Source organism: Pantoea sp. PvP021, from assembly GCF_054056055.1.
The window spans coordinates 162972-189042 of sequence record NZ_JBSRXX010000001.1 but is presented as its reverse complement, the minus strand read 5'-3'; the positions used below and the strand labels follow the sequence as shown (position 1 = coordinate 189042).

Here is a 26071-nt window from a genome sequence, read left to right as displayed (position 1 = left end):
GTTATCGGCGTACAGAATAAACAGGTGCAGGGTCAGAAAAAGGACGAAAAAATCTCAACCGGTGCCGAAACACCGGTTTTTTTAGCCCGTTAAATCAGGTTTTTCTCGCCCAGGGCGCAAACCAGCCAAGACCCGCGGTAGTGTTGCCGCGCGGGATATATTCGCAGCCCACCCAGCCGGAATAGCCGACCTCATCCAGCAGTGAGTAGAGATAGGGGTAGTTGATTTCACCCTCATCCGGTTCATGACGATCCGGTGCCGAAGCAATCTGCACGTGCCGATAGCGTCCGGCATAGTGGCGAATCAGATGGCTGAGGTTGCCATCCACCCGTTGCGCATGGAACAGGTCGAGCTGAGTGAAGACATTGGGTCGATCGATCTGTTCGACCATCTCCAGCGTCTGATACTGGCTGGCATAAAGATAGTTGGGTTTGGTGGTGGGATTCAGCGCCTCAATCAGCAGGATGATGCCGTGCGGCGCAAAGCGCTCAGCCGCATAACGCATATTGCTGATAAAGGTCTCAACGTAGCGCTGACGGTCAGCGTCGGGCGGCACCGTCGCCGCCATGATGTGCACCTGCGGGCAGTTCAGCGCCAGCGCATAGCTCAGGGCGCGATCGATATCCGCCTTTGCTTCCGCTTCCCGTCCAGGGATGGCCGAAACGCCCCACTCACCCGCTGCGACGTTGCCGGGTGCGGTATTGAACAGCACCAGTTGCAGCTGGTTATCATCAAGCCACTGCTTGATCTGCGTGGCGGGATAGTCATAAGGAAACAGAAATTCGACGGCAGTGAAACCGGCTTCCGCCGCTGCAGCGAAGCGTTCAGCAAACGGCAATTCAGTAAATTGCGTCGAAAGGTTAGCAGCAAACTTCGGCATTATCGGCTCCTTAATTCTGCCACTTCGGCATCATTGAGATAACGGATCGGGCGGTCGCTCAGGGTAAAGATCAGCCGGGCGGTCTCCTCCAGCTCTTCAGTGTTGTCTGCCGCTTCCTGCAACGATTTCCCCACTACTACCGGGCCATGATTCGCCAGCAGGAAGGCACGGTAACGTGGAGCCAGCGCCGCGAGATCCTCGGCCAGTCGCCCATCACCCGGCTTGTAGTAAGGCACAACCGGCACATCACCGACACGCATCACCACATAGGGGGTAAACGGACGGATGCAGTTGTCCGTGTCCAGCCCCTGTAAACAGGAGAGCGCCGTCAGGTAGTGGCTATGCAGATGCACCACCGCCCTGCAGTCGGGATTATTCAGATAGAGCGCGCGGTGAAACGCAATCTCTTTGGAGGGTTTATCGCCTGAGAGCCATTCACCGTCAGGCGTGACTTTTGCCAGCCGGTCACCCTGTAATTCACCCAGGCATGAACCGGTGGGAGTCGCCAGCAGATTGCCATCCTCCAGCAACATTGAGAGGTTGCCCGCCGAGCCGGTGGCATAGCCGCGCTGAAAAAACGAAGCGCCAAGACGCACCATCTCGTCACGCGCCTGCTGTTCCGTTAAAGAGAAAGATTCAGACATCAGTAAACTCCGTTTGCGCGCGGCGGAAGAAATCTTCATCGCCAAAATTGCCCGATTTCAGTGCCAGAGAGAGCGGCTGATGAATGTCGCGCACCCAGGGCACGCCGGGCGAAATCGTCGGGCCGATATGAAAGGCCGTCACACCCAGGCTCTGCGCGACCACGCCGGAGGTTTCGCCACCCGCCACGATAAAGCGCTGCCATCCGCGCCGTTTCAGCTCGCGGGTGACGGCAGCAAACAGCTGCTCAACCGCTTCGCTGCTGCGCTGAGCACCATAACGCTGTTGAATCGCCTGCAATTGTTGTGCGTCAGCGGTGGCAAACAGCAGGGGTGCTAGCGCCTGATCGCTGTTCGCTTCCACCCAGTCGCATAACTGCCTGGCATACGCCCCGGCATCTTCCAGGCAGCGTTCAGTCTCAACTTCGCAGGCCGGTGCCAGCTGGCGGTACACCGCGACCTGACGATTGGTCATCTGTGAACAGGAACCGGAAAGCACCACGGCGCGATCGCCCTGCGGACGGCCTGCCTGCTCCGCTTTTGCATCACTCTGAGCCGTTGCCCACTGCCGTGCCAGACCGATGGCCAGCCCGGAACCGCCGGTGACCAGGCGCAGATCGCTCAGTGCTTCGCCCAGGGTCAACAGATGTTCCTGATGCAGGGCGTCAGTTACGACGTAGTTGATCCCCTGCGCCGCCAGCTGACCCAGCGCCTGCCGTACTGACTCAGCGCCCTGATCGACCTGTGCCACAGCGATCAGCCCGGCTTTGCCCGTCGCCTGTGATGTCATCAGGCGCAGCAGGTTGCTGTCGTGCATCGGTGTGACCGGATGATGCCGCATACCGGAATCTGACAGCAGCTGATCGCCGACAAACAGGTAGCCCTGATAAACGGTGCGGCCATTCACCGGCAGCGCCGGACAGATTACCGTCTGCGTTTCACCCAGCGCCTGCAGCAGAGCGTCGGTTACCGGACCGATATTGCCCTGCGCGGTGCTGTCGAAGGTGGAACAATATTTGAAGTAGAAACGCTCACAGCCCTGCGTCTGCAGCCAGGCCAGCGCAGCCAGCGACTGAGCAACCGCCTGGTCTGCCGGACAGGAGCGGCTCTTCAGGCTGACCACAATCGCCTGCGCCTCTGTGGTTTCCTCGCTGTCAGGAATGCCGTTGAACTGAATAGTGGTCAGCCCGTTCTGCACCAGAAAACTGGCAATGTCAGTCGCACCGGTAAAATCGTCCGCTATCACGCCAAGCCGCATCAGATTTTCTCCTCTGCCTGCGGCAGCGTGATGCCGCTGAAGATTTTAATCACTGCACTGTCATCTTCACGGCCGTAACCGGCGTTGCTGGCTTCGGTGAACATATTGAGGGCGGTTGAGGCCAGCGGTAGCGGGAAGTGCAAGGCTTTCGCGGTATCGGCCACCAGGTTGAGATCTTTCACAAAGATATCGACCGCCGATTTCGGGCTGTAGTCGCCATCCACCACATGCCGCATGCGGTTTTCGAACATCCATGAATTGCCTGCGGCGTTGGTGACCACTTCATACATGGTTTCCAGCGGGATGCCGGCACGCGCCGCCAGCGCCATCGCTTCTGCCCCGACCGCGATGTGAACACCTGCCAGCAGCTGATGGATAATTTTGACGGTTGATCCGAGGCCGATCTCACTGCCCACGCGATAAACTTTGGCTGCCACGGCATCCAGTACAGATTGCAGTTGCGTAAAGGCCGCTTCACTGCCGGACGCCATCACCGTCATCTCACCGCTGGCCGCTTTAGCGGCACCGCCGGAGACCGGTGCATCCAGCATCAGCAGCTGATATTGCGCCAGCTGTTGTTCAATCTGCTGCGCATCCCGGGCGGACAATGTGGATGAGACCATGACCACGGTGCCGGGACGCAGTTTTGCGGCCAGGCCCTCTTCACCAAACAGAATGGCGTTAACCTGCTGCGCATTTACCACAAGCAGCAAAACGGCATCAAGCTGGTCTGCAAAGGCGGATGCTGAAGGCTGCGCATCACGCGCGCCTGCCTGGCGTAAGTTCTCAAGCGCGGCGGGATTCAAATCGACCCCCCAGGTATTGAGACCGGCACGCAGGCAGGATTTCGCGGCCCCCATGCCCATGGAACCTAACCCGATAACGCAGATATTTTCAGCTGGCACGATGCGCCTCCACTGTTAATTTAAGTGATTATTTGTTTGTTACTGTTAATCCTGCCAGTTTACTGCCGCCAAAAATGTGTTATCGCTCACAAAAAAATATTCCCGATGTGAACCAGAACAATTTTTAACATTACCAGATTGGCAGCACCGGCACTGCCGCAGTGCAGTTAGCGCCGCCGTTGCCGGGATTGCCGCTGTTATTATTTGTTCTGGTTAACCCGCAGATACTTTATAATGTGAAAAAATGGTAATCATCAGGGAGCCGATATGATTCCGGTTGAACGTCATCAACAGATTCTTGCGCTGGTGGCCGATCGTGGCGTGGTGAGCATTGCAGAACTCACTGAACGGCTGGGTGTGTCACACATGACCATACGCCGTGATGTGCAGAAACTGGAGGAGCAAGGGGCCGTGCTGTCGGTCTCCGGCGGCGTGCGCTCAGCCGACCGGCTGGCGGCTGAGCCGTCACATCTGACGAAAAGCGCCCTCTACAATGAGGAGAAGCGCGCAATTGGTCGCACCGCCGCCCGACAGATCCCACGTAACAGCTGCATCTACCTGGATGCCGGAACCACGACGTTAGCGCTGGCAAGAGAAGTGGTGGATCGCGATGATTTGCTGGTGGTGACCAATGATTTTATGGTGGCGAATCTGCTGATGGAGGCCAGTCAGTGCCGGGTTATTCACACGGGCGGCACCGTATGCCGGGAGAACCGCTCCTGTGTCGGGGAGTCGGCGGCACGCAGCCTGCGTCATCTGGCCATTGATATTGCCTTTATTTCCGCCTCCTGCTGGGGGCCGCGTGGCTTGTTTACGCCGGATGAAGATAAAGTGATGGTGAAGCAGGCGGTGAGTGAGGTGAGCAGTAAGCGGGTATTGCTGAGTGACAGTTCGAAGTACAACAGGATCGCGACGTTTCTGGCTTTACCTCTGGAGAGCTTTGATCGGGTAGTGACAGACACGCATCTGAGTGAGTCGGCGCGGGAGCTGTTAAGTGCGGGGAGCTGTGAACTGGTACTGGCTGGTTAAGCTGTCGCCGCCTTCCCTGAGACCGGGAAGGCGGCAACGTGAGCGTGATTAAACTTCTTCGCTGAACTGCGGCACCGGATTACGGAAGCTGCGGGTTACGAACGCCAGGTAGATAATCCCGATGGCGGCCCAGATCAGGCCCAGCTCCATAGAACTCTCTTCCAGATTCACCCACAGCGCTCCCACCGTCAGCGCGCCAAGCAGCGGCAGCAGCAGATACTGAACGTGATCTTTCAGCGTGCGGTTACGCTTCTCACGGACCCAGAACTGCGCAATCACCGACAGGTTAACGAAGGTAAACGCCACCAGCGCACCAAAGTTAATCAGCGCGGTTGCGGTCACCAGGTCGAAGTTAATCGCCATCAGTGCAATCGCACCCACCAGCAGCACGTTGAGCGACGGAGTACGCCATTTCGGATGGATGTAACCGAAGAAACGCTCCGGGAACACGCCATCACGGCCCATCACATACATCAGACGCGATACGCCAGCGTGCGCCGCCATACCGGATGCCAGCACCGTGACCACCGAGAAGATCAGGATGCCGACCTGCAACGCTTTACCGGCCACGAACAGCATGATTTCAGGCTGCGATGAGTCCGGGTGCTGGAAGCGTGTGATGTCCGGGAAGTAGAGCTGCAGGAAGTAAGATGCCGCGATAAAGATCACCCCACCAATCAGCGCGGTCAGGAAAATAGCGCGCGGAATGGTGCGTTCTGCATCTTTGGTCTCTTCCGACAGCGAACTGATGCCATCAAAGCCGAGGAACGAGAAGCAGAGTATCGTCGCACCGGTAATCATCGGCACCACATGCGCATTCTCAGACCAGAATGGACGGCTGCTCACCAGCGTGCCGGAACCTACGCCGCTTGCCACACCGTAGATTACCATCGCGGTAATCCCGACCATGACCACCACCTGCAGCACCACAATCACACTGTTGAAGTTGGCGACGGTTTTGATGCCCTTGAGGTTAGAGAGCGTCATAAATCCGACCAGCAACACCACAAAAATCCACGACGGAATGCCCGGCACCAGCGATTCGAAATAGTTTTTAGCCAGCAGGATGTTGATCATCGGCATGAACAGGTAGTCCAGCAGTGATGACCAGCCGACCATAAAGCCGACGTGCGGACTGATCGCCTTCTGAGCGTAGGTATAAGCGGAGCCCGCAGAGGGGAAGCGGCGTACCAGCTTACCGTAACTCACGGCAGTGAACAGAATCGCAATCAGCGCGAAAGCATAAGCGGTGGCGACGTGACCTTCGGTCAGCCCGGAAACGATGCCAAAGGTATCGAACAGGGTCATAGGCTGCATGTAGGCTAAGCCCATCATGACGACCGGAAGTAACGTGAGTGTTTTTTTGAGTTGCGCACGCTGCGGTGCGGCGGAGGTATTAAGCGACATGCTTCAGTCCCCCATGTGCGACAACCTGGCTGGGCTGGGTCACAGGGCAACTGCGCATTAAGCGACAGGGAGTAAGGTTAGCGGTTAACGCGGCGCCGTAGTCATCACGAAAACGCGTACCAGCGTTGGCTGGCAGAGTGTAAAACATCCCCATCTTTGTAATCCTCAATCTCACGCTTATGCGTGTTTTCAGTGTTTATCTATCCGGGTGCGTGCCCGGCCTCGGTTAAGTCAGCAAAAAACGCTCTAATAAAACTGGATGCAAAAAAATAACCGGCGCGGTTAGCGTCGGTTATCATCTGATTTTGCAGGCCGCGTATTCTGCCCTAACCCGTGGCAGGAATACAAGCCATCGGGGCATCTTATGCAAAAAAAAGCGCGTCAGATGACAGGTAAAAAAACCTGTCAGGCATTTTTCAGCATCCAGTCAATCTCGGTAGACGTAATCAGCCGTTCAAACTGCATCAGTTCATGATGCTTACAGCTGTGCCAGACACTGGCAAAGCGTTCGCCCAGTAACTTCTGCAGCGGATAGCTGTTGTCAAACTCATACAGCGCATCGCTCTGGCGGATCGGCAGTGCCAGACCCTCGGCATGGTGACCGTTGCCGGTGACCGGATGGGGCAACGGCAACTGGGTATCCAGCCCATGCAGCATCCCCGCAAGAATAGCCGACACCACCAGGTAGGGATTAGCATCCGCGCCCGCAACCCGGTACTCAATACGATGATTGTCGATATCCCCGCACGGCACCCGCAGCGCAACGGTCCGGTTGTTATGGCCCCACGATGCCTGCAACGGCACATAGGCGTCCGGAACAAAACGGCGATAGGCATTCACATTGGGTGCCAGCAGCGCCATTGAGGCGGGCATCAGATCGATCATCCCGGCCAGCGCCCGTTTCATCAGCGGCGAATCACTGCCGTCATCGCAGGCGAAGGCGTTGTGATCGGCGGCATCCAGCATGCTGATATGCACATGCATGCCGCTGCCCGCGTACTCCTCATAGGGCTTCGCCATAAACGTGGCGGTCATACCGTGATTTTCTGCCACCTGACGAATCAGGCGTTTCAGCTGCACCGCATGGTCACAGGCCCGCAGCACGTCGCGGGTATGATGCAGGTTAATTTCAAACTGTCCGGGCGAGGCTTCCGCCAGCGCACCATCGGCCGGGATGTCCTGCTGACGGGCCAGATCGTCGATGTCACGCAGCACATCGGCGAAATGATCAAGGTTATCTACCGAGTAGACCTGGCTCTGCATATTGCGTTCATCACTGCCGGGCGAGCACGGCGGCTGGATAAAGCCTTCGGCATCGCGCTTTTTGTCCACCAGATAGAACTCCAGCTCTACCGCTACCACCGGAAACAGACCTCGGTTACGCAGCTGTTGCCACAGCCGGTTAAGGACATTTCGGGGTTCAACGTCAAAGGGAGTGCCATCTTGGTTGCACATGGTTAACAGCAGTTGCGCAATGTGCTGAGGGTCAGACGCGGAGGGAACTAAAGTACCGGTGACGGGCAGGCAGAGATTATCGGGTTCGCCCAGTGACTGGCCGAGTCCCGCTTCTTCTACTGTGTTGCCGAGGATATCCATGGCAAACACCGAGGCGGGGAAATAACACCCTTTTTCCAGCTTTGGCAGCGCAGAGACCGGAATACGCTTGCCGCGGAACACACCATTTAAATCATTTAACAGGATGTCGACATACTGCGTGTCAGGATGGCGCTCCAGCCAGGTTTTCACCTCAAGCTGGAACGCGCTGGTTCGTTTCTCTTCACTGTGAAGCGTGAAGTCTTCCACTTCTACCAGGTTAGTCATGATCTCACCCGCCCCTATTAGGTTTGCGTAATGCTCAAAATAACAGCCACACCACTAACATAGCGCCAACATAAAAAGTGTGCAAATGTAACAAATCTGTTTGAAGAACAAACAGCAGATTGCTAGATTGAAAAAATATTGCACACTTAACCGCCAGACGTGCCCTTTCGGTAGATATTTCGAACAGCGATGCGAGGACGTGAGATGGGCATTATTTTTGACAAGCCGTTGATTGGCGTAGTGATGTGCCAGAAGGATTTGGGAGGCCATCCGAGCCAGACGGTTCACAATAAGTATACCGATGCGGTTGTCCTTGCGGGTGGCGTACCGCTGGCCCTGCCCCACAGTCTGATGAATGCGCCTCATCTATTAGAAAACGCTATGGCTGTTCTGGATGGCCTGCTGCTGACTGGCAGCCCCAGCAATATCGAACCCTGGCATTATGGCGAGGCGGGCGAAGAGCTGCATGCCGATCCGGGCCGTGACCATCTCGCCTTTCAGCTGATCACCTGGGCCACCAGCCACAAGATGCCGATGTTCGGGATCTGCCGTGGGCTGCAGGAGCTGGTGGTGGCAAATGGCGGTGCGCTGTGGCGAGAGCTCAGCGGGCAGCCGTCGTTTCAGCGTCACCATGAAGATGAGACGCTGCCGCTGGAGCAGCAGTATGCTCAGGTGCATCCAATCACTATTGAACCCGACGGCCTGCTGGCGACGCTGCTGGACAGCAACAGTCCGCTGGCGGTCAATTCACTGCATCATCAGGGGGTACGCGAACCGGGCCCGCAGTTGCGCGTTGAAGCGCGCGCGCCGGATGGCCTGATTGAGGCGGTGAGTCTGCGCCATCATCCCTTCGCCCTGGCGGTGCAGTGGCATCCCGAGTGGCAGCCGGAACACACGGCGGGATCGCAGGCGCTCTTCAGTGGCTTTATTCAGGCCGCCATTCGTTATCACAAGGAAAAAGAAAATGAGTGATGCCTCGCTGGCGCCGGGACGACGGCTGGCGCAGATCCGGCAGACACTGGGGCTGTCGCAACGCCGCGTCGCCGAACTGGCCGGACTGACCCACAGCGCCATCAGCACCATTGAACAGGATAAGGTCAGCCCGGCGGTCAGCACCCTACAGAAGCTGCTGAAAGTCTATGGGCTCTCGCTGTCAGAGTTCTTCTCGGAACCCAAACCGGACGCGGAACCTAAGGTCATTGTCCGCGCCAGCGACCTGCTGGAGATTGGCAGTCAGGGAGTTTCGCTGAAGCTTATCGACAATGGCCGTGCACAGCGCACGCTGGGCATGCTGCTGGAAACTTATCAACCCGGTGCCAGCACCGGCGAGAAGCTGCGTCATCCGGGCGAAGAGACCGGCACGCTGCTGGAAGGAGAGATTACGCTGGTCATCAACGGAGAGCACTATCATCTCTCCGCCGGAGAGAGCTACGTCATTGATACGGGCTTACCACACAGTTTCACCAACCGTGCTGAAATCCCCTGCCGCATTGTCAGTGCCCATACGCCAGCCAACTTTTAGGCGCTTCCGGAGGTTGTTATGAATTACGTGGAGAGTTATTACGCAGCGACCGCCAATCCGCATGCGCCCTGGCCGACATTACAGGAGAGCATTCAGTGTGACGTCTGCATTATTGGCGGCGGTTTCACCGGTCTTTCGGCGGCGCTGCATCTGACCGAGGTAGGCTATGACGTGGTCGTGCTGGAAGCGGCGCGGGTCGGCTTTGGTGCCAGCGGGCGTAACGGCGGTCAGGTGGTGAACTCCTACAGCCGCGACGTGGATGTGATTGAGCAGCGCTACGGTAAAGAGAGCGCCCGTATGCTGGGCAGCATGATGTTTGAAGGCGCTGAGATTATCCGCGATCGCATTAAGCGGTACGCGATCGACTGCGATTACCGGCCTGGCGGCGTTTTTGCGGCCCTGAATGCGCGCCAGATGGCGCATCTGCGAAAACAGAAAGCGTTATGGCAGCAGTATGGGAATCATGATCTGGAACTGCTGGATGAGCGAGCCATTCGCCGTGAAGTCGCCACCGAACGCTACGTTGGCGGGCTGCTGGACCGGCGCGGCGGCCATCTGCATCCGCTGAACCTGGCGCTGGGGGAAGCGGAGGCGATCCGGCGACATGGCGGACGCATCTATGAACAGTCCGCGGCGACCAGTGTGGTTTATGGCACACCAAACCGGGTAAAAACCGCCCAGGGCGAGGTCAGCGCGACCTTTGTGATCTTCGCCGGGAATGCCTATCTGGCCCCGCAGCTGGAACCGCGACTGAGCAGGAAAAGCATGCCGTGCGGATCGCAGATTGTGGCAACCGAACCGCTGTCAACCGACCAGGCGTTGTCGCTGATGCCGAACAACTACTGTGTGGAAGATTGTAACTATCTGCTGGATTACTTCCGTCTGACCGCGGATAACCGGCTGCTCTATGGCGGCGGCGTGGTTTATGGCGCACGGGAACCGGCCGATATTGAAGCGTTGATCCGGCCCAGGCTGCGCCGCACTTTCCCGCAGTTGCAGAACGTGAAGCTGGACTTCAGCTGGAGCGGCAATTTCCTCCTGACGCTGTCGCGCATGCCGCAGTTTGGCCGACTGGAGAAGAATGTCTATTTTATGCAGGGTGACAGCGGTCATGGCGTAACCAGTACGCATCTTTCCGGCAAGCTGATCAGCGAAGTGTTACGCGGCGATGCCGAGCGTTTTGATGCCTTCGCCCGCCTGCCTCACCTGCCGTTTCCCGGTGGGCGACGGTTTAAGGTGCCGCTGACGGCGATGGGCGCGGTGTGGTATGCGTTGAGGGATCGGTTAGGGGTGTGAGGCTGAGGGCCAGACCTGGCTGTCTGGCCTGATGAAAACAGGTCTTTCAGCGGGGCACATTCTGCCCTGTTGTTTAAACTGTTATAGTATGTTGTAACTACAGGAAGAGCAGAACTTTCACCTATCAGAGCGGGAGCACTCAGCCCCCGCAACAGCGCCAGCCGCGTATCACTCCAGCGGCATTTTAATCGGATCGTCATAGCGGTACTCAAAACCGAGCTCGCTACAGATGCGGGAACCATCAATCAGCTTGCCGCTATTCTTTTCCGGCTCGGGTGCGAACTGCGGCGGCTGCAGCCCAAGCTGGTGCGTGACCGCAGGATAGAAGGTGTCACGCGAGGGATGTTTCGAGGCACACAGATTATAGACCCGGCCCCCTTTGGGCGACTGCAGTAGCAGCGTGATCGCCTCAACGACATCATCCAGATGCACCAGATTGACGCCCTGCGAGCCATTGGCCACATCCTGCTTACCGGCGAGGAAGCGTCCCGGATGGCGCTTTGGTCCTACCAGACCGGCCAGCCGCACAATATCTACGCTGGTGCCTGGCAGATCGTGCAGCCAGTTCTCCAGTTTAACCAGCGTCTTTCCGGCCACCGTTTCTGCGTCCAGCGGGCTGTTTTCCCGCTTAGCGCCGGCGCTGCTGCCATAGACTGAGGTGGAACTGGTAAAGATAATGCGCGGTACCTTATAAACCAGCGCCGTATCGACCACATTCTGCACCGCCTGCAGATAGGCTTCGCCACCTTCCGCAGTGCGGCTGGCGGGCAGTGTAACGATCAGCGCATCGACGTTGAATAGCGGCTCAATATCGGCGGCATCACAGAGCAGTTCCGGCGTCAGTTCCAGCTGGAACGCCTCAATGCCGCAGCGGCGTGCCGCGTCTACACCGTCTGGCGTGGTTTTGCTGCCGGTGACCTGCCAGCCTCGCGCCGTTAACGCCGTGGCCAGCGGCATACCCAACCAGCCCAGTCCCACAATCGCGACCTTCTTCATTTTGACTCCTGACGTGAAACATCAACCCTGACTTCACCGTAGTTTGCCCCCTGATTGCAAACCAGAACAACCTGTTTCAGCGCTTTCCGAACCGCCCGTTTAAAAAAGTGTTGCCAAGCGCAGCCATCTTCGCTAGGTTAAACCCCACAAATGAATACTCATTCATCGACGAGATTATTATGACACGCGTTCAGTTCAACCATCATCACCACCATCATCCTGACTAGTCTTTCAGGCGATTGGTGCTGGAAGACTTTCAAGATCTTCCAGTGGTGTGAACGCAAGAGAACCCCCGGAAGATCGTCTTCCGGGGGTTTTTTTATGGGCTGACGTAACCACACATTCAGGACCGAATTAAGAGGACAGGAACCATGTTAGATAACACCCGTTTACGCATAGCTATGCAGAAATCTGGCCGTTTAAGTGATGATTCACGCGAACTGCTGGCGCGCTGCGGCGTTAAAATCAACCTTCAGCAACAGCGCCTGATTGCGTTTGCGGAGAACATGCCGATCGACATCCTGCGTGTGCGCGATGACGATATTCCTGGCCTGGTGATGGATGGTGTGGTCGATTTAGGCATCATCGGCGAGAACGTACTGGAAGAAGAGCTGCTGTCGCGCCGTGCCCAGGGTGAAGATCCGCGCTACTTTACGCTGCGCCGCCTAGACTTCGGCGGTTGCCGTCTGTCACTGGCGATGGCGACAGATGCCGAGTACACCGGCCCGGAATGCCTGGATAAATCCCGTATCGCCACCTCCTATCCGCACCTGTTAAAACAATACCTCGACAAAAAAGGCGTCAGCTTTAAGACCTGTTTACTGAACGGTTCCGTAGAAGTGGCGACCCGTGCCGGACTGGCTGATGCCATCTGCGACCTGGTCTCTACCGGTGCTACGCTGGAAGCCAATGGCCTGCGCGAAGTTGAAGTGATCTATCGTTCAAAAGCGGTGCTGATCCAGCGTGACGGCGAGATGCCTGCCGCCAAGCAGGAGCTGATCGACAAGATGATGACCCGTATTCAGGGCGTGATTAAAGCGCGTGAATCGAAGTACATCATGCTGCACGCGCCGAGTGAGCGTCTGGAAGAAGTGATCAGCCTGCTGCCTGGCGCAGAGCGCCCTACCGTGCTGCCGCTGGCAGGCGATGTCAGCCGCGTGGCGATGCACATGGTCAGCAGCGAAACCCTGTTCTGGGAAACCATGGAAAAACTGAAAGCGCTGGGTGCCAGTTCGATTCTGGTGCTGCCTATTGAGAAGATGATGGAGTAAGCCATGGCCTTTTCTACCCCGATTGAGTGGCAGCAGTGCACCCCCGAACAGCAGCAGGCGCTGCTGTTACGTCCTGCTATCGCCGCCTCTGAAAACGTGACGCTGACGGTGCGCGATGTGCTGGAGCAGGTAAAGCTGAACGGTGATGACGCCCTGCGCCAGTTCAGCGCCCGCTTCGACAAAGCGCAGGTGGATAACCTGCGTGTTACCGCGCAGCAAATCGCAGAAGCCAGCTTACGTCTGAGTGACGAGCTGAAGCAGGCGATGGCCGTCGCGGTGGGCAATATCGAAACCTTCCACAACGCGCAGATCCTGCCGCCGGTGGATGTGGAAACCCAGCCAGGCGTACGCTGCCAGCAGATTACCCGTCCGGTGAAATCGGTCGGACTCTATATTCCTGGTGGTTCCGCCCCGCTCTTCTCCACCGTGCTGATGCTGGCGACCCCGGCCCGTATCGCTGGCTGTGGCCGCGTGGTGCTCTGTTCGCCGCCGCCGATTGCCGATGAGATCCTGTATGCCGCCCAGCTGTGCGGAGTAGAAGAGGTGTTCCAGGTGGGCGGCGCGCAGGCCATCGCCGCGATGGCCTTCGGCACCGAAACCGTGCCACGCGTGGATAAGATTTTTGGCCCGGGCAACGCCTGGGTAACAGAAGCGAAACGTCAGGTAAGTCAGCGACTCGATGGCGCGGCGATTGATATGCCAGCGGGTCCTTCTGAAGTGCTGGTGATTGCGGATGAAGGCGCCACGCCCGCGTTTGTCGCGTCTGATTTGCTTTCACAGGCAGAGCATGGTCCCGACTCGCAGGTGATTCTGCTGACGCCTTCATTAAAGCTGGCCGAGGCGGTCGCGGTCGCGGTTGAGCAGCAGCTGGCGCAGTTGCCGCGGGCTGCCACAGCGCGTCAGGCGCTGGAAAGCAGCCGCCTGATCGTGGCGCGTGACCTTGAGCAGTGTGTCGCAATCTCTAATCTCTACGGCCCGGAGCACCTGATTCTGCAAACGCGCCAGCCGCGCGATCTGGTGGAGTCGATCACCAGCGCCGGTTCGGTATTTTTAGGCGACTGGTCGCCGGAGTCCGCGGGCGATTACGCCTCTGGCACCAATCACGTGTTACCGACCTACGGTTACACCTCGACCTGTTCCAGCCTGGGCCTGGCCGATTTCCAGAAACGCATGACGGTGCAGGAGCTTACGCCGCAGGGCTTCCTGAACCTGGCCGCCACCATTGAAACCCTGGCCGCCGCCGAGCAGCTGGATGCCCATAAGAATGCCGTCACCCTGCGCGTTGCCGCACTGAAGGAGCAAGCATGAGTCAGGATATTGAGCAGCTGGCGCGCGCCAATGTGCGCGCCCTGACGCCCTATATGTCGGCGCGTCGTCTGGGTGGCAACGGAGATGTCTGGCTCAATGCCAACGAGTTTCCGCTGCCGGTGCCGTTTGAGCTATCGCAGCAGACGCTGAACCGCTATCCGGAATGTCAGCCTAAACTGGTGATTGAGCGCTACGCTGCTTATGCAGGCTTAACGCCGGAGCAGGTGCTGGTGAGCCGTGGCGCAGATGAAGCCATCGAACTGATCATGCGTGCCTTCTGTGAGCCGGGTCAGGATGCGATTCTGTTCTGTCCACCGACCTATGGCATGTACAGCGTCAGCGCCGAAACCATCGGCATTGAATACCGCACCGTCCCGGCCCTGACCGACTGGCAGCTGAACCTGCCTGCCATTGCAGAGCAGCTGGATGGCGTCAAAGTGGTTTACCTCTGCAGCCCGAACAACCCGACCGGCAACCTGATCAATCAGGACGACATCCGTCAGCTGCTGGCAATGACCGCCGGTAAAGCGCTGGTAGTCGCAGATGAAGCCTACATTGAGTTCTGCCCGCAGGCGACCCTGACCGGCTGGCTGAAGGATTATCCGCATCTGGTGATCCTGCGTACGCTTTCTAAAGCCTTTGCGCTGGCTGGCCTGCGTTGCGGCTTTGCGCTGGCCAATAAGCCGGTCATCGACCTGCTGATGAAGGTGATTGCGCCCTACCCGCTGGCGACACCGGTTGCCGATGTCGCCGGTCAGGCACTGAGCGACCAGGGAATTGCGCTGATGCGTGAGCATGTGGCACAGCTGAATGAGAATCGTAGCTGGCTGCAGGCTGAACTGACTCAGCTGGCCTGCGTTGAGCAGGTTTTCTCCAGTGAAACCAACTATGTGCTGGCGCGCTTTACCGATTCACCAAAAGTCTTCAAAACCTTATGGGATCAGGGCATTATCCTGCGTGATCAGAACAAAAATCCGGGCCTGTCGGGATGCCTGCGCATCTCCATCGGCACGCGTGAAGAGTGCGAACGAGTGATCGCCGCGCTGCAAGCCTTTTCTGTGGAGCAAGCATGAGCCAGAAGACCCTTTTTATTGACCGCGACGGTACGTTAATCTCTGAGCCGCCTGAAGATTATCAGGTGGACCGCATGGATAAGCTGGCGTTTGAGCCAGATGTTATCCCGGCGCTGCTGGCACTGCAGGCCGCCGGTTATCGCCTGGTCATGATCACTAACCAGGATGGTCTTGGCACCCCGGGTTTCCCGCAGGCCGATTTCGATGGCCCGCACAATCTGATGATGCAGATCCTGACCTCGCAGGGCATTGCGTTTGACGATGTGCTGATCTGCCCGCACATGCCGGACGATCACTGCGACTGTCGCAAGCCAAAAACCCGAATGGTGGAAGCCTGGCTGGCCGAAGGCGCGCTGGATACCGCCAACAGCTACGTGATTGGCGATCGCCTGACCGATGTTCAGCTGGCGGAGAACATGGGCATCCAGCCTATCCGCTACGGTGCTGACGGCCAGAACTGGCAGACTATCCAGCAGCGTCTGACCCAGCGTGACCGCCATGCGCTGGTGCAGCGCAACACCAAAGAGACACAGGTGCGGGTAGAACTGTGGCTGGATCGCGAAGGCGGCAGCAAGATTAATACCGGCGTGGGTTTCTTCGACCACATGCTGGACCAGATTGCCGTACACGGCGGGTTCCGCATGAACATCGAAGTGAAAGGCGATCTCTATATTGACGATCACCACACGGTGGAAGATACCGGTCTGGCACTGGGCGAAGCGCTGCTGAAGGCACTGGGCGACAAGCGTGGCATAGGCCGTTTCGGCTTTGTGCTGCCGATGGATGAATGTCTGGCGCGCTGCGCGCTGGATATCTCCGGCCGTCCGCACATCGAGTTTAAAGCGGAGTTCAACTATCAGCGCGTGGGCGACCTCAGCACCGAGATGGTCGAGCACTTCTTCAGCTCGCTCTCCTACGCCATGATGAGCACCCTGCATCTTAAAACCAAAGGCAAGAATGACCATCACCGCGTCGAGAGCCTGTTTAAAGCTTTTGGCCGTACGCTGCGTCAGGCGATCCGCGTTGAGGGCAATACGCTGCCGAGCTCGAAGGGAGTGCTGTGATGAACGTGGTGATCATGGATACCGGTTGCGCCAACCTGTCGTCGGTGAAATGGGCGATTGAACGTCTGGGCTACACCCCGGAAGTAAGCCGCGATCCCGATGTGGTGCTGCGTGCCGACAAACTGTTTCTGCCCGGCGTCGGCACCGCGCAGGCGGCAATGAATCAGCTGGAAGAGCGTGACCTGATCGATCTGGTGAAAGCCTGTACCCAGCCGGTGCTGGGGATCTGCCTGGGTATGCAGCTGCTGGGACGCGGCAGCGATGAAAACGGCGGTGTGCCGACGCTGGGGATTATCGATGAGCCGGTGTCATTAATGGACACGCACGGCCTGCCGCTGCCGCACATGGGCTGGAATCAGATTACCGCGCAGGCGGGCAATCATCTGTTCCGTGGCATCGACGAAGGCTGCTATTTCTACTTCGTCCACAGCTATGCCATGCCGGTCAACGCCAGCACTATCGCCCAGTGTCACTACGGTGAAGCTTTCACCGCCGCGGTGCAGAAAGATAACTTCTTTGGCGTCCAGTTCCATCCTGAACGCTCGGGCAAAGCGGGCGCGCAGCTGCTGAAAAACTTCCTGGAGATGTAATGATTATCCCCGCGTTAGATTTAATTGACGGCAAAGTGGTTCGTCTGCATCAGGGCGATTATGGTCAGCAGCGCGATTACGGCAGCGATCCGCTGCCGCGTCTGCAGGATTACGTTCGCCAGGGCGCGACCGTGCTGCATCTGGTGGATTTAACCGGCGCGAAAGATCCGGCGAAACGCCAGATCGCGCTGCTGAAAACCCTGCTGGATGGCGTTGATGTGACGGTGCAGGTTGGTGGCGGCATTCGCAGCCGTGATGATGTGCATGCACTGCTTGAAGCCGGAGCGAGTCGCGTGGTGGTCGGTTCCACCGCGGTGAAACAGCCTGAAGAGGTAAAACGGTGGTTTGCGGAATTTGGCGCAGAGGCGATTGTGCTTGCGTTAGATGTGCGCATTGATGCCAGTAACCGCAAAGAAGTGGCAATCAGTGGCTGGCAGGAAGCGGCGGGTGTCACGCTGGAAGAGGTGATTACCGACTTTCAGCAGGTGGGCCTGAAGCACGTGCTGTGCACCGACATTTCTCGCGACGGCACCCTGAGCGGCTCCAATGTTGCGCTCTATCAGGAAGTGGCGGCGCGCTTTCCGACGATTGCTTTCCAGTCCTCGGGTGGCATTGGCGACCTCAATGATATCGCCGCCCTGCGCGGCAGCGGCGTTCAGGGCGTGATTGTCGGACGTGCGCTGCTGGAAGATAAATTCACTGTTTCGGAGGCGATCGCATGCTGGCAAAACGGATAATTCCCTGCCTGGACGTACGTGACGGCCAGGTGGTCAAAGGCGTACAGTTTCGCAATCACGAAATCATCGGCGACATCGTGCCGCTGGCGCAGCGCTATGCCGCCGAAGGTGCCGACGAGCTGGTGTTCTATGATATCACCGCCTCATCCGATGGCCGGGTCGTCGACAAAAGCTGGGTGTCGCGGGTTGCGGAAGTGATCGATATCCCGTTCTGCGTCGCGGGCGGCATTAAAACCCCGGAAGACGCGGCGCGCATTCTGGAGTTTGGCGCAGATAAGATTTCGATTAACTCGCCCGCGCTGGCCGATCCCACGCTCATTACCCGCCTCGCAGATCGTTTTGGCGTGCAGTGTATTGTGGTCGGGATCGATACCTGGTTTGATGAAGCCAGCGGTAAATATCAGGTGAATCAGTATACCGGCGACGAAGCGCGCACCCGAGTGACACAGTGGGAAACGCTGGAGTGGGTGCAGGAAGTGCAGAAGCTGGGCGCAGGCGAGATCGTGCTGAACATGATGAATCAGGATGGCGTGCGTAACGGCTATGACCTGGTGCAGCTGAAGAAAATGCGTGAAGTCTGCAAAGTTCCCCTGATCGCCTCTGGCGGCGCAGGCACCATGCAGCACTTCCTGGATGCGTTTACCGAAGCTAACGTGGATGGTGCTTTAGCCGCCTCGGTATTCCATAAGCAGATTATTAATATTGGTGAGCTGAAGAGCTTTCTGATCGACAACGGAGTGGAGATTCGCGCGTGCTAACTGAACAACAACTGGCCCTTCTCGACTGGGATAAAACACAGGGCATGATGCCGGTCATTGTCCAGCACTTCGTCTCAGGCGAAGTGCTGATGCATGGCTACATGAACCCGGCCGCGCTGGAGAAAACGCTGGCAGAAAGCAAGGTCACCTTTTTCTCCCGCACCAAAAATCGCTTGTGGACCAAAGGCGAAACCTCCGGCAATTTTTTGCAGGTCGTGAGCATCACGCCTGACTGCGACAATGACACCCTGTTAGTGCTGGCGGATCCTATTGGCCCGACCTGCCATCTGGGCACCACCAGCTGCTTCTCACCGGCGGTCCCTGAGTGGACGTTCCTCTATCAGCTTGAGCAGTTGCTGGCCTCGCGTAAAACCGCCGATCCTGAAAGCTCCTACACCGCACGACTCTACGCCAGCGGCACCAAACGCATCGCGCAGAAAGTGGGTGAAGAAGGCGTTGAAACCGCACTGGCCGCCACGGTCAACGATCGGGATGAACTCACCAACGAAGCTTCTGACCTGGTCTATCACCTGATGGTGCTGTTGCAGGATCAGGATCTCGACTTCCGCGCCGTGATCAACAACCTGCGTGACCGCCATAAGTAACTGTGCAATATGCTGCTCAGAATGCCGTTTTTATGCGGATTCTGAGCAGTCTTCAGCTCATTCCTCAGGTCCATCCGGCACAATGACGGCAACTCAAACCTCAGGGAGAGAACCGTGACCACCCATGAGAAATTAATCGCCCTGCTCGACCAGCACCAGGCACGCTATCGCCTGATGGAGCATGAGGCGACCGGTAAATGTGAAGCGGTCGCGGCGATACGCGGCACCGAAATCGGCAAGGGTGCTAAAGCGCTGGTCTGTCATGTGAAAGGCAACGGCGTTAAACAGCATGTACTGGCGGTTTTACCTGCCGATCATCAGGCCGATCTGGGCAAAGTCGCGGCCGCGGTCGGAGGAAGACGCGCCTCACTCGCCAGTCCGGCGGAAACCGATCTGTTGACCGGCTGCGTATTCGGGGCGATTCCGCCGTTCAGCTTTCATCCCGACCTCAGACTGGTTGTTGACCCCGCGCTGTTTGAACGTTATACGGAGATCGCGTTTAACGTCGGTCTGCTGGAACGTTCAGTGATCCTGAATACCGAAGATTATCGCGCGTTATGCGCGGCTGACGTGGTGAAGATTACGCAGTAATTGCCATCCCGGCAGCCCGGCGATACTCTGCATAATCACTCATCACGACAGAATAAGAGCAAAATCATGAACATTTTCACTCAACGCCTGCGTCAGACGCTGGCTGTGGCGGTTATGGCAGGCTGCGCTTTTGGCGCGCAGGCAAAAATCGAACAGGTGCGTTTCGCGGTCGATCCGACCTATCCGCCCTTCGAATCGAAAACGCCACAGGGCAAGCTGGTCGGCTTTGATATTGATCTGGGCAATGCGCTTTGTACTCAGATGCAGGCAAAATGTGTCTGGGTTGAAAGCCAGTTTGACGGCATGATCCCGGCCCTTAAAGCGCGTAAATTTGATGCCATTCTGTCCGACATGGGCATTACCGAAGAGCGCCTGAAGCAGATTGATTTCACCGCGCCGCTCTATGACACCCACACCCAGCTGATTGCCCGTAAAGGTGCTGGCATATTGCCCACCGTTGAATCCCTGAAAGGAAAAACGGTCGGCGTAGAACAGGGAACGGTTCAGGAGCGCTATGCGCTGGCGAAATGGCAGCCTCACGGTGTGACCGTAGTGCCTTATGGCGATCAGGCACAGGTTGAAAGCGATCTGGTTTCAGGCCGACTGGATGCGGTATTCACCGATGCGGCACAGGCTGCCATCGGCTTCCTGAAGCATCCGCAGGGCAAAGATTTTGAACTGGCTGGCCCGATTATACAGGATCCGATCATCGGCCCCGGCACGGCGATTGGCCTGCGTAAAGGCGATACCGAGCTGAAAACCGCACTGGATAACGCCTTCGTCGAAATCAAAAAGAATGGCACCTTTGACCAGATTCAGAAGCGCTATTTTGCTACGGATATCTCTATCCAGCCTTAACCTCGCGGTCGCCCTTTTTCATCCTCAACGCGATCCGGCACTATACTTTAACTTTTTCAGGACGGCGCGCTGTCGTCCTTTGCCGATTAAAGGACATTAACACGGTATGCATCAACAACATCATCCACTGTTAAGCGCCTCTTTAGGCACCCAGCGTGAAATCATCAGTTTCCATTTCGCGGAAGACAACGAGCGTCAGGTCTATATCCAGGCTGCGCTGCATGGCGACGAACTGCCCGGTATGGCAGTGGCGTGGTTTTTAAAGCAGCGACTACAGGCGCTGGAGTCCGCCGGTCAACTTAAAGCCGCTTTTACCCTGGTGCCGGTTGCCAATCCGCTGGCGCTGGGACAGCACTGGCATGGCACCCATCTTGGCCGATTCCATACGCTCTCTGGCCAGGACTTCAACCGCCGTTTCCCGTCACTCGGTACTACCCTGGCGGCCGGGCTGGCTGACAGTCTGACTCAAAGTGAATCGCAGAACCGGAGCCTGATCCGCGAGGCGATTGATCGTCACTATCGTGATACCGTGCCAAAAACCGAGCTGGATGCGCAACGCCACACGCTGATGCGGATGGCCAGTCAGGCCGATATGATGATTGATCTGCACTGTGACTGGGAAGCCGTGCCACATCTGTACACCACGCCGCACGCCTGGCCGGACATTGAGCCGCTGGCGCGCTGGTTAGGCAGCGAGGTGCAGCTGCTGGCGCAGATCTCTGGCGGTGAACCGTTTGATGAAGCCTGTTGCGAACCCTGGCTGACGCTGGCGGAACGGTTTGGCAAAGATTATCCGATGCCACGCGGATTGCTGCCGGTGACGCTGGAGTTGCGTGGCGTGCGTGATGTGTCGCCTGAACAGGCGGAGAAAGACGCGGAGGCGATTATTTCAGCGCTACAGGAAGGCGGTTATATCAGCTACAGCGAGCCAGCGATTTCCGTGGAAGTGGCTGCGCCCGTGATCGGTGGCGACGAACTGGTCCCGGCGAGCGCGGGCGGAGACGATATCGTGGCTATCAATGACGGCCCGATTGGTTTAAACGTGCCAGATATCGCTGAAGCACCTGGAGAAGCTGGCGTCATCAAAGAGCGCCACAGCGAAGGATCGGCGGCGGCCTCCCCTGCCATGAAAAATCCACCTACGCCGTTAGCGGGCTGTGAATATATTCATTCGCCGGTATCCGGACTGATCCTGCATCGTAAACCGCTGGGCGCAAAGATTCGGCCGGGAGAAGTGGTGGCGGAGATTGTTGACCCGATAACCGACCAGATCACCCCGCTGGTGACGGAACATGGCGGTATTCTCTATGCGAGACACTGGGCTAAGTTTGCGACGGCAGGCATGCTGGTTGTGAGGCTGGCAGGTGAGCGAGAGATTCGGAGCGGGGATTTGCTGGTAGGATAAAAAAAGGGCTTCCCGAGGGAAGCCCTTTTTAGTGATTAATCTAACCACTCGGTGTGGAACACACCGTCTTTATCAATGCGCTTGTAGGTATGCGCACCGAAGTAGTCACGCTGCGCCTGAATCAGGTTAGCAGGCAGCACTTCTGAACGGTAGCTGTCGTAGTAAGCGATCGCCGCAGAGAAAGTTGGCGTCGGGATACCGTTCTGAATCGCGTAGGAAACCACATCACGCAGCGCCTGCTGATACTGATCGGCGATATCTTTGAAGTACGGTGCCAGCAACAGGTTAGCAATGCCTGCATCTTCTGCGTAAGCATCAGTAATCTTCTGCAGGAACTGGGCACGGATGATGCAGCCGGCGCGGAAGATCTTCGCGATTTCACCGTAATGCAGATCCCAGTTGTTCTCTTCAGATGCGGCACGCAGCTGTGAGAAGCCCTGAGCATAAGAAACGATTTTACCCAGATACAGAGCGCGACGAACTTTCTCGATGAACTCCGCTTTGTCACCGGTGAAGGCCTTCGCCTGTGGACCGCTCAGTACTTTAGAGGCTGCCACACGCTGGGTTTTCAGCGAGGAGAGGTAACGAGCGAACACAGACTCAGTGATCAGTGACAGAGGTTCGCCGAGATCCAGTGAGCTCTGGCTGGTCCATTTACCGGTACCTTTGTTCGCTGCTTCATCCAGAATCACATCAACCAGGTATTTACCTTCTTCGTCTTTCTTGGTGAAGATATCTTTGGTGATGTCGATCAGGTAGCTGCTCAGTTCGCCGTTGTTCCACTCAGTGAAGGTCTCAGCCAGCTCTTCGTTGTTCAGACCCAGCGCGCCTTTCAGCAGAGCATAGGCTTCAGCGATCAGCTGCATGTCGCCATACTCGATGCCGTTGTGAACCATCTTCACGTAGTGGCCCGCGCCGTCCGGACCGATGTAAGCCACACAGGCTTCACCATCTTCTGCACGTGCAGCAATTTTATCCAGAATAGGAGCAACCAGCTCGTAGGCTTCTTTCTGACCGCCAGGCATGATAGATGGGCCTTTCAGTGCGCCCTCTTCACCACCGGAGACACCGGTACCGATGAAGTTGAAGCCCTGGTCAGAAAGCTCTTTGTTACGACGGATAGTATCTTTATAGAAGGTGTTACCGCCATCGATCAGGATGTCGCCTTTATCCAGGTGTGGAGTCAGGGAGGCGATTGTCTTATCGGTCGCTTCACCCGCCTGAACCATCAGCAGGATACGACGAGGTTTTTCCAGCGATTCGACAAACTCTTCAACGGTGTAAAAAGGAGCAAGTTTCTTGCCCTGGTTCTCGGCGATGACTTCATCAGTCTTTTCGCGTGAACGGTTAAAGATAGAAACAGTGTAACCGCGGCTCTCAATGTTAAGAGCCAAGTTGCGGCCCATCACTGCCATACCTACAACGCCGATCTGTTGCTTGGACATTATTTACTCCTGTCATCTTACTTTTGGTGAAATCGCCAGGCCAAGAATTAACGTTAACATCATTCTAAGCATGTAGACGTGACCCTCAAAATATATGCCTGGTTATCGAGAATGCTTAATTAAATAGTAAAAATTCTTTAAATACAAAATAAATATGCTTTTGAGATGCCAGCTCATGTGTTGGTTGAAAAGTTTTCTATTTTGATGCTGAGTAAAGTGAACCACCTTAATATCAGGCAAGTAAAAAGCCTTAAATCCATTTTTATGTGCTCTAAGGCATAAATCGAGATCTTCACAATACATGAAATATGCTTCATCAAATCCTTGAAGTGTTTTGAAAACATCCGATTTAATTGCTAAAAATGATCCAGCAAACCAGTCCACCCTAGTAATAACTTCAATATTATCTCTGTTTATTATGCTTTTATTGAAGTTGAAGAGATAAGATGTAAAAAAATCCCAAGGTTTAGGAAAGTGGCGAACAGACGGGTCTCGATGAAGATATTCAAGATCTTTAAAAAGGTCGACACAAAAGAGATCATACTTATTTTCATTATGAACTTTTACAAGTTTTGAAATTGAATCATCCGTCAAAATTATGTCAGGATTAAGGAAGATAAAATAGTCCCTTTGCCAATCAACAGATTTCTTACTTATAAAATCAATCATTTCATTATTGTTAGCAGCAAACCCTTTGGCTTTACCAGAGTATAAATAGTCTATATTCCTTTCATTACAATATTTCTTAAGATCAACGCTTCCAATATTATCCTTAATGTAGAATTGGAAATTTTGAGAATAAATATTATCCAAGCCGTTTAACAAATTATAAATGTAATCGTCATGGCCGTGACTAACAATAATAAAATGAATCATGATTTTCTAAAGGCATCTCTGACTGAATTTATATAATATTTAAAATATTTGGCGTCTCTGGTATTTACTAGTAAAATAATCTGATGAATAAATGAGAATAAAATCTCTCTTACCGAAAGCAATTTTGGTACATGCTTCATCTTTAGCAGTTTAAAACCATTTCTTACTCGATAATATCGTCTCCATGGTGAATGTACCGGAACTTTGAATTTTCCTAGTGAGAGGGTCGAATCTCCGATTTCATGCTCAAGTGTAACTGTTGGTATGAGAAAGATATCATAACCGAAACTTTCACAGCGCAAACACCATTCAGTATCTACATAATCAATAAAAAGTGCCTCATCCATAAGCCCGATCTTAGCCAGGGCTTTGTTATGGATAAGTAGCCCCGATGCTATTAAACAAGAGACCTTCACCGGCTCTTTTTCTTCCATTTTAGGAATAAACTTTTTCCTAAAACCGAGTTTAGTCAAAATGATAAACGCATAATTAAAGTTATAACGAGAGTCAAACAAATTAGGACCCACAGCAGCAACATTATCGAGATCATTAACTGAATGATAACCTTTAATCAAGCTTGGTATGAAATTAGATGGGGGAAGACTGTCCTGATCAAACATCAAAGTAAAATCCATACCTGATGACAACGATGCCTTTATTCCCTGATTTTGAGCCGCTGCAATTCCTACATTAGATTCATTAGCAATAAGAGTAATAAGATGATTATCGGCAACAAATACTTTGATAGAATCAATGTCATTACTTTTATTATCGACTATATAGATATGATCACATTCATTTAAGATCGAATTAATCAAACCCATAAGTTTCTTCAAGTCAGGGTTATAAGTAATGATAACGGCAGCCACAGTACTGCCGTTATTTTTATGTGCACTTTTAATCATTATTCATTATTTTATTAATAATTTTAGAACTACCCCAAATGGCAGGGGAATCATATTCTCTTGCAGGGAATACGTTATATAACGGTTTGATGTTAAGAGCATTATCCTTTATGAATTTTTCCACAGTCGTTCTTAAGCTTACAGGTTTCCCACTACAACAATTTATAATACCGTTAACTTTATCTTGATTACTAGCAGCGAAGATTTGATTTGAAAGATCTTTAATATTGATAAAATCATATAGCATCTCACCACTATTAAGTGGAAAAGTACCTTTTTTTTCCTGCTCAGCTGTTAATATTTTCGAAAAGATAGAATTACTATTATTATCATCCCCAAGAATATAATACATCCTAAGCCACTTCAGATTACAATTGTATTTATTAGCGAGATATAGACAAGCCTGTCTTAAATAATTTTTCGAAATACCATATGGGTTAATAGGGTTACAAGGAGTATTATTATCTATTTCACCAACAAAATAACCCACTTCGTGCATAGTGCCTGCTACAGATATATTTTTTACACCTGCAATCATCAAGCTCTCAATAAAATTAAGATGTCGAGTAACATTATTGAGATGACATTCATCATGATGGTTAAAGCCTGACTGCCAGGCAAGATGAATAACACTATTCATTCCAGAAAAATGGTTAATAACCTCTTCCCTGGTGGCAGACAATATATCCATTTTAATGATATATTCGTCAACCATAGTTTTTTCGGTGCTATAAACAACGCTGACAGGTTGAAAACCGTTGTCTTTAATAACACTTATTACGTGCCTGCCAATGTATCCAGATGCGCCAGTGACCGCAATATTGTTCATC

General features: G+C 54.8%; 27 protein-coding genes and 1 other annotated feature. Of the genes, 16 read left to right on the top strand and 11 right to left on the bottom strand.

Going from position 1 to position 26071, the window contains the following annotated elements; genetic code table 11:
* Positions 1–94 precede the first annotated feature (94 nt).
* The 4 genes from ACVKSX_RS00725 to ltnD are packed head-to-tail and all read right to left on the bottom strand — an operon-like array spanning position 95 to position 3684.
* A complete protein-coding gene (locus tag ACVKSX_RS00725) occupies positions 95–880 on the bottom strand; it encodes an HPr family phosphocarrier protein (RefSeq protein ID WP_033778823.1) in 786 nt (261 codons plus the stop codon).
* Entirely contained in the window at positions 880–1524 is a 645-nt protein-coding gene (gene otnC / locus ACVKSX_RS00720; RefSeq protein WP_354438188.1) for a 3-oxo-tetronate 4-phosphate decarboxylase, read from the bottom strand. The genes ACVKSX_RS00725 and otnC overlap by 1 nt, the downstream gene beginning before the upstream one ends.
* The gene (otnK, locus tag ACVKSX_RS00715; protein WP_354438186.1) at positions 1517–2779 is read right to left on the bottom strand and encodes a 3-oxo-tetronate kinase; all 1263 of its coding nucleotides are present in this window, start codon (positions 2777–2779) and stop codon (positions 1517–1519) included. The genes otnC and otnK overlap by 8 nt, the downstream gene beginning before the upstream one ends.
* Positions 2779–3684 carry an L-threonate dehydrogenase gene (gene ltnD / locus ACVKSX_RS00710; protein ID WP_029519622.1) on the bottom strand — a complete coding sequence of 302 codons (906 nt, stop codon included), beginning with the start codon at positions 3682–3684 and terminating at the stop codon, positions 2779–2781. The genes otnK and ltnD overlap by 1 nt, the downstream gene beginning before the upstream one ends.
* A 267-nt stretch (positions 3685–3951) precedes the next feature.
* Here ltnD and ygbI point away from each other — a divergent pair, with 267 nt between their 5' ends.
* Complete coding sequence (gene ygbI, locus ACVKSX_RS00705) at positions 3952–4713, top strand: DNA-binding transcriptional repressor YgbI (protein WP_033758363.1); 762 nt, start codon at positions 3952–3954, stop codon at positions 4711–4713.
* A gap of 48 nt (positions 4714–4761) precedes the next feature.
* Here ygbI and ACVKSX_RS00700 read toward each other — a convergent pair whose 3' ends face one another.
* Together ACVKSX_RS00700 and ACVKSX_RS00695 are read right to left on the bottom strand one after the other, a co-directional pair.
* Entirely contained in the window at positions 4762–6120 is a 1359-nt protein-coding gene (locus ACVKSX_RS00700; RefSeq protein WP_010248042.1) for an APC family permease, read from the bottom strand.
* Positions 6121–6525: 405 nt separating this feature from the next.
* On the bottom strand, positions 6526–7941 hold the full coding sequence (locus ACVKSX_RS00695) for a glutamine synthetase family protein (protein ID WP_010248044.1): 1416 nt from the start codon (positions 7939–7941) through the stop codon (positions 6526–6528).
* Positions 7942–8145: 204 nt separating this feature from the next.
* Here ACVKSX_RS00695 and puuD point away from each other — a divergent pair, with 204 nt between their 5' ends.
* The 3 genes from puuD to ACVKSX_RS00680 are packed head-to-tail and all read left to right on the top strand — an operon-like array spanning position 8146 to position 10759.
* Positions 8146–8913 carry a gamma-glutamyl-gamma-aminobutyrate hydrolase gene (puuD, locus tag ACVKSX_RS00690; RefSeq protein ID WP_022625003.1) on the top strand — a complete coding sequence of 256 codons (768 nt, stop codon included), beginning with the start codon at positions 8146–8148 and terminating at the stop codon, positions 8911–8913.
* Complete coding sequence (puuR, locus tag ACVKSX_RS00685; RefSeq protein WP_033767775.1) at positions 8906–9463, top strand: HTH-type transcriptional regulator PuuR; 558 nt, start codon at positions 8906–8908, stop codon at positions 9461–9463. Before puuD ends, puuR begins: the two co-directional genes overlap by 8 nt.
* An 18-nt stretch (positions 9464–9481) precedes the next feature.
* Positions 9482–10759, top strand: a complete 1278-nt coding sequence (locus ACVKSX_RS00680) for an NAD(P)/FAD-dependent oxidoreductase (protein WP_022625004.1) — start codon at positions 9482–9484, stop codon at positions 10757–10759.
* 168 nt (positions 10760–10927) lie between these two features.
* On the opposite strand, the gene ACVKSX_RS00675 is transcribed toward ACVKSX_RS00680, so the two are convergent.
* Complete coding sequence (locus tag ACVKSX_RS00675; RefSeq protein WP_045140280.1) at positions 10928–11755, bottom strand: SDR family oxidoreductase; 828 nt, start codon at positions 11753–11755, stop codon at positions 10928–10930.
* Between the two features lie 179 nt (positions 11756–11934).
* Between ACVKSX_RS00675 and hisL the strand changes: the two genes are divergently transcribed.
* The 12 genes from hisL (at position 11935) to ACVKSX_RS00615 (ending at position 22015) form a co-directional block, all read left to right on the top strand.
* Positions 11935–11982, top strand: coding sequence for a his operon leader peptide (gene hisL, locus ACVKSX_RS00670; protein ID WP_100396937.1), 48 nt, complete (start codon positions 11935–11937; stop codon positions 11980–11982).
* Positions 11958–12078: a sequence feature (His leader region), on the top strand. It overlaps the preceding gene by 25 nt.
* 48 nt (positions 12079–12126) lie before the next feature.
* Positions 12127–13026 carry an ATP phosphoribosyltransferase gene (hisG, locus tag ACVKSX_RS00665; RefSeq protein WP_004571317.1) on the top strand — a complete coding sequence of 300 codons (900 nt, stop codon included), beginning with the start codon at positions 12127–12129 and terminating at the stop codon, positions 13024–13026.
* 3 nt (positions 13027–13029) lie between these two features.
* Positions 13030–14334, top strand: a complete 1305-nt coding sequence (gene hisD / locus ACVKSX_RS00660; RefSeq protein ID WP_010670959.1) for a histidinol dehydrogenase — start codon at positions 13030–13032, stop codon at positions 14332–14334.
* On the top strand, positions 14331–15407 hold the full coding sequence (gene hisC / locus ACVKSX_RS00655) for a histidinol-phosphate transaminase (RefSeq protein ID WP_124890112.1): 1077 nt from the start codon (positions 14331–14333) through the stop codon (positions 15405–15407). The genes hisD and hisC overlap by 4 nt, the downstream gene beginning before the upstream one ends.
* The gene (gene hisB, locus ACVKSX_RS00650) at positions 15404–16471 is read left to right on the top strand and encodes a bifunctional histidinol-phosphatase/imidazoleglycerol-phosphate dehydratase HisB (protein ID WP_010670960.1); all 1068 of its coding nucleotides are present in this window, start codon (positions 15404–15406) and stop codon (positions 16469–16471) included. The genes hisC and hisB overlap by 4 nt, the downstream gene beginning before the upstream one ends.
* Positions 16471–17061: an imidazole glycerol phosphate synthase subunit HisH gene (gene hisH, locus ACVKSX_RS00645; RefSeq protein ID WP_008926061.1), complete on the top strand. Its 591-nt coding sequence runs from the start codon at positions 16471–16473 to the stop codon at positions 17059–17061. The genes hisB and hisH overlap by 1 nt, the downstream gene beginning before the upstream one ends.
* Entirely contained in the window at positions 17061–17798 is a 738-nt protein-coding gene (gene hisA / locus ACVKSX_RS00640) for a 1-(5-phosphoribosyl)-5-[(5-phosphoribosylamino)methylideneamino]imidazole-4-carboxamide isomerase (RefSeq protein ID WP_010248066.1), read from the top strand. The genes hisH and hisA overlap by 1 nt, the downstream gene beginning before the upstream one ends.
* Entirely contained in the window at positions 17780–18556 is a 777-nt protein-coding gene (gene hisF, locus ACVKSX_RS00635) for an imidazole glycerol phosphate synthase subunit HisF (protein ID WP_010248068.1), read from the top strand. Before hisA ends, hisF begins: the two co-directional genes overlap by 19 nt.
* Positions 18550–19161 carry a bifunctional phosphoribosyl-AMP cyclohydrolase/phosphoribosyl-ATP diphosphatase HisIE gene (hisIE, locus tag ACVKSX_RS00630; protein WP_033778806.1) on the top strand — a complete coding sequence of 204 codons (612 nt, stop codon included), beginning with the start codon at positions 18550–18552 and terminating at the stop codon, positions 19159–19161. The genes hisF and hisIE overlap by 7 nt, the downstream gene beginning before the upstream one ends.
* A gap of 114 nt (positions 19162–19275) precedes the next feature.
* Positions 19276–19752, top strand: coding sequence for a YbaK/prolyl-tRNA synthetase associated domain-containing protein (locus ACVKSX_RS00625; protein ID WP_354438183.1), 477 nt, complete (start codon positions 19276–19278; stop codon positions 19750–19752).
* A gap of 66 nt (positions 19753–19818) precedes the next feature.
* Positions 19819–20610: an ABC transporter substrate-binding protein gene (locus tag ACVKSX_RS00620; protein WP_010248077.1), complete on the top strand. Its 792-nt coding sequence runs from the start codon at positions 19819–19821 to the stop codon at positions 20608–20610.
* A 106-nt stretch (positions 20611–20716) separates the two neighbouring features.
* Positions 20717–22015, top strand: coding sequence for a succinylglutamate desuccinylase/aspartoacylase family protein (locus ACVKSX_RS00615; RefSeq protein ID WP_354438182.1), 1299 nt, complete (start codon positions 20717–20719; stop codon positions 22013–22015).
* Positions 22016–22050: 35 nt separating this feature from the next.
* Here ACVKSX_RS00615 and gndA read toward each other — a convergent pair whose 3' ends face one another.
* The 4 genes from gndA to ACVKSX_RS00595 form a co-directional block, all read right to left on the bottom strand.
* A complete protein-coding gene (gene gndA, locus ACVKSX_RS00610) occupies positions 22051–23460 on the bottom strand; it encodes an NADP-dependent phosphogluconate dehydrogenase (protein WP_010248093.1) in 1410 nt (469 codons plus the stop codon).
* Positions 23461–23562: 102 nt separating this feature from the next.
* Positions 23563–24336 carry a glycosyltransferase family 2 protein gene (locus ACVKSX_RS00605; protein WP_354438181.1) on the bottom strand — a complete coding sequence of 258 codons (774 nt, stop codon included), beginning with the start codon at positions 24334–24336 and terminating at the stop codon, positions 23563–23565.
* Positions 24333–25241, bottom strand: coding sequence for a glycosyltransferase family 2 protein (locus ACVKSX_RS00600; protein WP_307379282.1), 909 nt, complete (start codon positions 25239–25241; stop codon positions 24333–24335). Before ACVKSX_RS00600 ends, ACVKSX_RS00605 begins: the two co-directional genes overlap by 4 nt.
* Entirely contained in the window at positions 25234–26070 is an 837-nt protein-coding gene (locus tag ACVKSX_RS00595) for an NAD-dependent epimerase/dehydratase family protein (RefSeq protein ID WP_354438180.1), read from the bottom strand. Before ACVKSX_RS00595 ends, ACVKSX_RS00600 begins: the two co-directional genes overlap by 8 nt.
* Position 26071: the final 1 nt, after the last annotated feature.

Coding starts and splice junctions, on each gene's coding strand:
- ACVKSX_RS00605 (WP_354438181.1), bottom strand. CDS start 24,336: ATGATTCATTTTATTATTGTTAGTCACGGCCATGACGATTACATTTAT.
- hisB (WP_010670960.1), top strand. CDS start 15,404: ATGAGCCAGAAGACCCTTTTTATTGACCGCGACGGTACGTTAATCTCT.
- ACVKSX_RS00725 (WP_033778823.1), bottom strand. CDS start 880: ATGCCGAAGTTTGCTGCTAACCTTTCGACGCAATTTACTGAATTGCCG.
- ACVKSX_RS00700 (WP_010248042.1), bottom strand. CDS start 6,120: ATGTCGCTTAATACCTCCGCCGCACCGCAGCGTGCGCAACTCAAAAAA.
- gndA (WP_010248093.1), bottom strand. CDS start 23,460: ATGTCCAAGCAACAGATCGGCGTTGTAGGTATGGCAGTGATGGGCCGC.
- ygbI (WP_033758363.1), top strand. CDS start 3,952: ATGATTCCGGTTGAACGTCATCAACAGATTCTTGCGCTGGTGGCCGAT.
- puuR (WP_033767775.1), top strand. CDS start 8,906: ATGAGTGATGCCTCGCTGGCGCCGGGACGACGGCTGGCGCAGATCCGG.
- otnC (WP_354438188.1), bottom strand. CDS start 1,524: ATGTCTGAATCTTTCTCTTTAACGGAACAGCAGGCGCGTGACGAGATG.
- hisC (WP_124890112.1), top strand. CDS start 14,331: ATGAGTCAGGATATTGAGCAGCTGGCGCGCGCCAATGTGCGCGCCCTG.
- ACVKSX_RS00675 (WP_045140280.1), bottom strand. CDS start 11,755: ATGAAGAAGGTCGCGATTGTGGGACTGGGCTGGTTGGGTATGCCGCTG.
- ACVKSX_RS00620 (WP_010248077.1), top strand. CDS start 19,819: ATGAACATTTTCACTCAACGCCTGCGTCAGACGCTGGCTGTGGCGGTT.
- ACVKSX_RS00595 (WP_354438180.1), bottom strand. CDS start 26,070: ATGAACAATATTGCGGTCACTGGCGCATCTGGATACATTGGCAGGCAC.
- hisH (WP_008926061.1), top strand. CDS start 16,471: ATGAACGTGGTGATCATGGATACCGGTTGCGCCAACCTGTCGTCGGTG.
- ACVKSX_RS00615 (WP_354438182.1), top strand. CDS start 20,717: ATGCATCAACAACATCATCCACTGTTAAGCGCCTCTTTAGGCACCCAG.
- puuD (WP_022625003.1), top strand. CDS start 8,146: ATGGGCATTATTTTTGACAAGCCGTTGATTGGCGTAGTGATGTGCCAG.
- ACVKSX_RS00695 (WP_010248044.1), bottom strand. CDS start 7,941: ATGACTAACCTGGTAGAAGTGGAAGACTTCACGCTTCACAGTGAAGAG.
- hisD (WP_010670959.1), top strand. CDS start 13,030: ATGGCCTTTTCTACCCCGATTGAGTGGCAGCAGTGCACCCCCGAACAG.
- ACVKSX_RS00600 (WP_307379282.1), bottom strand. CDS start 25,241: ATGATTAAAAGTGCACATAAAAATAACGGCAGTACTGTGGCTGCCGTT.
- otnK (WP_354438186.1), bottom strand. CDS start 2,779: ATGCGGCTTGGCGTGATAGCGGACGATTTTACCGGTGCGACTGACATT.
- hisF (WP_010248068.1), top strand. CDS start 17,780: ATGCTGGCAAAACGGATAATTCCCTGCCTGGACGTACGTGACGGCCAG.
- hisA (WP_010248066.1), top strand. CDS start 17,061: ATGATTATCCCCGCGTTAGATTTAATTGACGGCAAAGTGGTTCGTCTG.
- hisG (WP_004571317.1), top strand. CDS start 12,127: ATGTTAGATAACACCCGTTTACGCATAGCTATGCAGAAATCTGGCCGT.
- ACVKSX_RS00680 (WP_022625004.1), top strand. CDS start 9,482: ATGAATTACGTGGAGAGTTATTACGCAGCGACCGCCAATCCGCATGCG.